This window comes from Microbacterium sp. HMWF026, from assembly GCF_003061325.1.
In the GTDB taxonomy this organism is placed as follows: Bacteria; Actinomycetota; Actinomycetes; order Actinomycetales; family Microbacteriaceae; genus Microbacterium; species Microbacterium testaceum_E.
Genome location: NZ_QAJB01000296.1, coordinates 1 through 5,100, shown reverse-complemented (window position 1 = coordinate 5,100; position 5,100 = coordinate 1). Strand labels below are relative to the sequence as shown.

The 5,100-nt window shown below is 63.2% G+C and carries 3 protein-coding genes and 2 pseudogenes; 1 reads left to right on the top strand and 4 read right to left on the bottom strand.

Annotated features, from left to right (window positions below):
* From DBR36_RS11460 to DBR36_RS17775, 4 genes and pseudogenes are all read right to left on the bottom strand, one after another.
* Positions 1-267: pseudogene (locus tag DBR36_RS11460) on the bottom strand (hypothetical protein); the annotation flags it as partial.
* Between the two features lie 223 nt (positions 268-490).
* Positions 491-2,305, bottom strand: a complete 1,815-nt coding sequence (locus tag DBR36_RS11455; RefSeq protein WP_108319495.1) for a DUF4012 domain-containing protein — start codon at positions 2,303-2,305, stop codon at positions 491-493.
* A 64-nt stretch (positions 2,306-2,369) separates the two neighbouring features.
* Entirely contained in the window at positions 2,370-3,884 is a 1,515-nt protein-coding gene (locus tag DBR36_RS11450) for a polysaccharide biosynthesis tyrosine autokinase (protein ID WP_108319493.1), read from the bottom strand.
* A 170-nt stretch (positions 3,885-4,054) separates the two neighbouring features.
* The gene (locus DBR36_RS17775; protein WP_181373571.1) at positions 4,055-4,657 is read right to left on the bottom strand and encodes a low molecular weight phosphatase family protein; all 603 of its coding nucleotides are present in this window, start codon (positions 4,655-4,657) and stop codon (positions 4,055-4,057) included.
* A gap of 210 nt (positions 4,658-4,867) precedes the next feature.
* On the opposite strand from DBR36_RS17775, the pseudogene DBR36_RS18080 reads away from it, so the two are divergent.
* Positions 4,868-5,100 (top strand): annotated as a pseudogene (locus DBR36_RS18080) (hypothetical protein); the annotation flags it as partial.

The window sequence follows — 5,100 nt, the reverse complement described above, 5'->3', positions numbered from 1 at the left end:
ATCAGCCGTCTTGGTCACCGATGCCGAAGAGACGGTGGCGCCAGCGGTCGCGATATTCGAGCCGGTCACACCAACGCCGACGAGCGTGAAGGTGACGGTTGCGCCGGGCGCGAAGCCCGCGATCGGAACCGGGCCGTTCGAGGTGACGGAGACCGACACGGTGTCGGGGGTGGTGGGCACGTAGGCCTGAGCGACGGCGGGGGCTGCGAAAAGCAGCGCGCCAGCGAGGGCGGCGGAGGCGCCGACCTTGGCAAAGTTGAGCTTCATGAATGCCTGCTTTCGAATCCGGGCTACCGGTTTATGGGTGGTCCGCGTTCGTGCTATCCGATGGTGACGCAAGGGGGAAGGACAACAATGAAGCGGTGGGTGGTACTGAGAGCCTTCCTGAGTATTGCCTAGGCGCCACCCGGAAGCAAACTGAGAGGGTTTCCGGGACGTTAATTTTCTCGGGCGCGCAATATTTCTTCAGAAAGTGGCGCATTCGCTGCATTCACTGCAGCAGCTGTGTGGCCGTCTGCGCGCAGTCGGCAGAGGGCGTGGGGTCGATCGACCCGTCGGCGGTCGGTGTGACGATCGCTTCGGCTTCGGTTGCCGTTGAGACCTTTTTCACGACGATGTCCAGCTGGTTCGATGCCTGGGGCGCGAGGTTGGTGCCAATACTCAGAACCCGTCGCCCCGCGTACGTCCCGTCTGCGAATGAGAGCCCGTTCGAGCTGGCGGCGCTGACGAGTTCCCATCCCTCGGGCAGGAAGACGTTCGTCAGGGTGGCGGCGTTGCCCGGTGCGACTCCGAAGGCGCCGTTGGCTGTCAGATAGCGCGGCAGACTGGTCGCCGCGTCCGCGGGCGCTGTGCTGGTGAGAGAAACTGAGAGGGTCAGTTCGCGCTCGCTGGCGGCGCCGGGCACGCACCCCGACCAGGCGATACGAACGTCAGGTTTGACGTAGTAACTCATCTTCGATCCACCGGCGTCGTTGAAAAAGACCCCGAATCGGGCGGTGCGCTCGGTCGTGGTGGGCAGCGCTCCGGCGAAGGTCGAGCCGGAGAGCACGGCTTGTTCGTCTTCGTGGGTGCTCCACAACAGGATGCGACGTTCTTCGGCTCCACGAGAGAAAGCACTCACTAGACCGGGCGTGGAGCCTCTCCCGCCAAGAAAGTCCCTGAAAATGATAGCCGTCGCTTCGCCAAAGAATGCGTCCTGCGCTTTGGGGTCGGGAAAGCGCTTGTACACATCATTCAGGAACAGCGACGCGGCGTTGCTGGCGTCGACGACTGTGCCGTCTTGCAACTGAATCGGACCCGTCGCCGCCAGCATGTACGACAACACGACGGGATCGATTGTGATGACACCGTCGACGCTCACGCCGGTGACGGATTGATACATCTGGCGGGCCAGGGGACCATCGATGGCGAAGTCCGGGATCTGGGTCACGTTCTGGAAATACTTGGCAGGCTTTTCGCCGTACAGAGCTACGACATCCGGCGGAAGGTTCGCGGCGATCGTGCCCTGCAAAGCTTCGGACAGAGACGTGCCGGAGCGGGTGTCGACCAGTGAGACCGCCCCACCGTCTGTGCGGAGAAGGATCGCCGTGCCGGCGATTCCGCCGAGGGATCGGGCCTCGGCATTGTTTTGAACGAGGACGAGATACTGACGCGGTCCGCCCTCTCCGAGCATTTCGGGCAGCAGATCGGTAGCGCGCGAGAGAGCGTCGAGCCCGTCGGCGGTCCGAGCGAACGCTTCCCCGACGCGCTCGACGGCGTTCTGCACGATCCCGAGCAGCGGGATTGTATTGATCTTCGCGACGGCCGATGATGCGTCGCGAGCATCGACAGCGGCTGATTCAGCCGGAGCCGCCAGCCGTGCGATGGCCGCGGGGTCGACCCGGCCGTCGATAGGTTTCAGCGCATCGAGCGAAGTATCGCCGACGGCGTCCGCGAGCGGGCGCAGCCCGTCCCCGAGCACACCGCTCGACGATGCAGAGATGATGCGAACCGCCTCAAGCTGCGGTCCGACCCATGGAGTCTGCTCGGCCACGCCCCATATGGGGTCGCCGGTGAGGTCTCGAGCCGCCTTCGCCTCCTCCGCCAACGACGCGATCAGGCTCCGCGCCTGCGCCGGGTCAGCCAGAATCTGAGCACTGGCGCGGGAGGCGCCTGCCTCAATGGCTCGCAGGTGCTGGTATGCGATCGCCCCTCGGATGCCGACCCACGTTGTGAGCGCCACACCCAGGATCAGCGCTCCCGAGACGACCCACAAAGTGATTCGCCCCGCTTTTTGTCCGAACAGGACGGGCTCTCGAGCAGACAAAAGAAAACCTCAAGCGTGCAGCAATAGATGGGGCGGCTTAGGCCAGCGGGGTCGTTTCAGAGGGTTAGGACTCGCGTGACGCTTCGCGACTTTCGCGCCTCGAGGCGAAGCCGAGCTCGTCGAAAGCCCCCTCGTCTGCGGCGGGCAGTGCAGCGCGGCCACCATCAGCCTTCTTAGCTTTTCGCTTGCTCTTGGCCTGCTCGGCCGGCGACAGCTTGTACCCGTACCCGTAGCCGTACCCGTAGCCGTAGGCGGCGTAGTAGGAATCGGGTCCGCGCGTCGGAACCATGGACATGACGAACCCGGCCAACTTGGCGCCCACCGTGTTGAGGGCTTCGGTCGCGCCGGTCAGCTGGTGGCGCGTCGTCCGCGCGACCGACACGACCATGAGGGCCCCGCTTGTCGCTCGCGACAGAATCGCTGCATCGGTCACCGGGAGGAGCGGCGGGGCGTCACATAGAACGACATCGAAGTCGCGCTCCAGCATGTCGAGCAGCGCGCTCATCTGGCGAGATCCGAGCAGCTCGCTGGGGTTCGGCGGGATCTTTCCTGCGGGCAACACGTACAGGCTCCGACCGCCCCACGGGAGCATGACGTCGTTGACGCTCGCTCGTCCGATCAGCACGTCGGTCAGCCCCGCGCCGCCCTCAATGCCGAGGTACTCAGCGACCTTCGGCTTGCGAAGATCGGCGTCGAGCAGAGCAACGCGTTTGCCCGCGTCGGCAAGAGCAATGGCGAGATTGATCGTGGTGGAGGTCTTACCTTCGCTCGGGATGGAACTCGTGACGACGAAGCTAGAACGCCCGCCCATGTCGAGAAACTGCAAGTTTGTTCGGAGGGCGCGGAAGGACTCCGCCCGCGGGCTGAGGGGATCCGCGTGTACGATGAGCGGTCGCTCCTTAGCCTTCGCATCGAATGCGATTGCTCCGATACCGGGAGCGCCGGTGATCTGTTCAGCGTCCCGGGGCGTTCGGACGCGGTTGTCGAGCATCGTCCGAGATACCGCTGCTACGGCGCCAAGGGTTAGCCCTAGCAGCAGTCCAAGACCGAGATTGAGTGACACGTTTGGGCTGGAGGGCGCGGCCGCCGGCTCCGCATCTCGGACACGACTGAGTCTGATGGGACTGGAGCCGTTGCTTGATGCGGGCTCAAGTTGTGGAATTACTGTTGCGAGACTGTCTGCTATTGCGTTGGCGATGCTCGCGGCCTCTGACGGGTTGGGGTTGGCGACCGTGACGGTTATGAGAGTTGAGTTGAGACCAGCTGATGCCCTCACCTCCTCCGCCAACTGCGCGGCTGTCCGAGGTAGACCAAGCTCTTCGATTACCGGAGTCAGGACCACTGGTGCCGTTGCTAGGCCGACGTAAGTGTTGATCCGAGCCTGTGTGAAGGTCGAACCTTGCTGCAGTTCGGCTGCCGTTCCGCCAGCTTGCGTTGAAACGAAGACTGTGCTGCTTGACTCGAATGTCGGGGTGCGCGTGAGCGTATAGCCCAGGGCCGTGACGAATCCGAGGACTGTCAAAACGAGTAGCACCAACCAGTTCTTGCGCAGGATGCGGATGTAGTCGCTGAGCTCCATGGTGCCTCTCGAAGATGCGCTGACCTTGGCGGAGCGCGGTGGGGATGAACGCAAGTGTGCCATAGGAAATGTTTCGAGTTGATTCACGCATTCGGTCACGTGGTTGAGGTCGCCAGCTCCTAACGCGGGCTGTCCAGCCGTCGCGCAGCTGCGTGGTGATGATTTTTACGCTAGGCAAGCGCCAGTCGAAGAACCCTCTCGGCGGCGGGCAATGCCTCAGTGATTTGCCGCACCGATACTCTGTAGGTCTCGACAGATCTTCCGAAGGGGTCGACCACGTCATCCAACCCCGAGTCCATCGGCGGAAGCAATGTGCCACGCCTGCTGGCGACGAACGAAAGAAGTTGCGCGAGTCTCAGTGCGGGCGCCGATGCCGCGTAGGGGTGCACAACCTCTTCCAGTTCACCGTCAGAAACGCCGTCAAGTAGCCTGTCTAGCTCGCGCAAAGTGAAGACCCGGCGCACAGCTGCTGGTTCCATCTCAACGAGCTGGCGCCTGTGCTCGCGAGTCATGGCTAGCGCAAGATCCGCGGTGACCAGGCGCGCCGTCGATATCAAACTCGACCTGTGGAGTTTGGACGAGGCGACTGGGACGCCAACATCGCCCGCGAATTGGATGGCTTCGGGCGTCATTCCGACGCCGGCCCTAGCGCGTGTGCCGGCGCTGTCGACCTGTATTTTGGTGCCCTCGAACCGTCGACTGAGTAACTGCTCGGCGATCGGCGACCGACAAATGTTCCCCGTGCATACAAAGAGAATTTTGAGCAAGTTCACTTCCAAAGAATGGGCTTCGACGGTTCGATGCGGTTTGAGAGATCCCGCTAAATTTGAGGGATGCCACACGAGACTAGCGAGTCCTCGACGTCTGAGCTGGAGCTGGTCTCGCCGCCAGCTGCGGGAGGCTCCCCGTCTCGTCGGAGACACTTCCGGCGGCCGTCGGATTGGCGATGCGTTCAGCCCCCAAACGGCAGCGGCCGGCAGCGCGTGCTCATCCTCGTGGTGCTTGGCGGGATCTTGATCACCGGGGGAAGCCGGATGGTCTGGGTCGGTCCGGCAGGCGGAGGTCTGGCCGCCAGCTATCTCGTGATGTGGGGCGGTCTTTTGTGCCTCGTTCTCTACGCCATTCACCGCGTGCGCCCGGCTCGATTGTTTGCCTTTCGAACGCAGGACATCGTTTTCGGTTTGGGGGCGGGGGTTGGGTTGAGGATGCTCGAGGG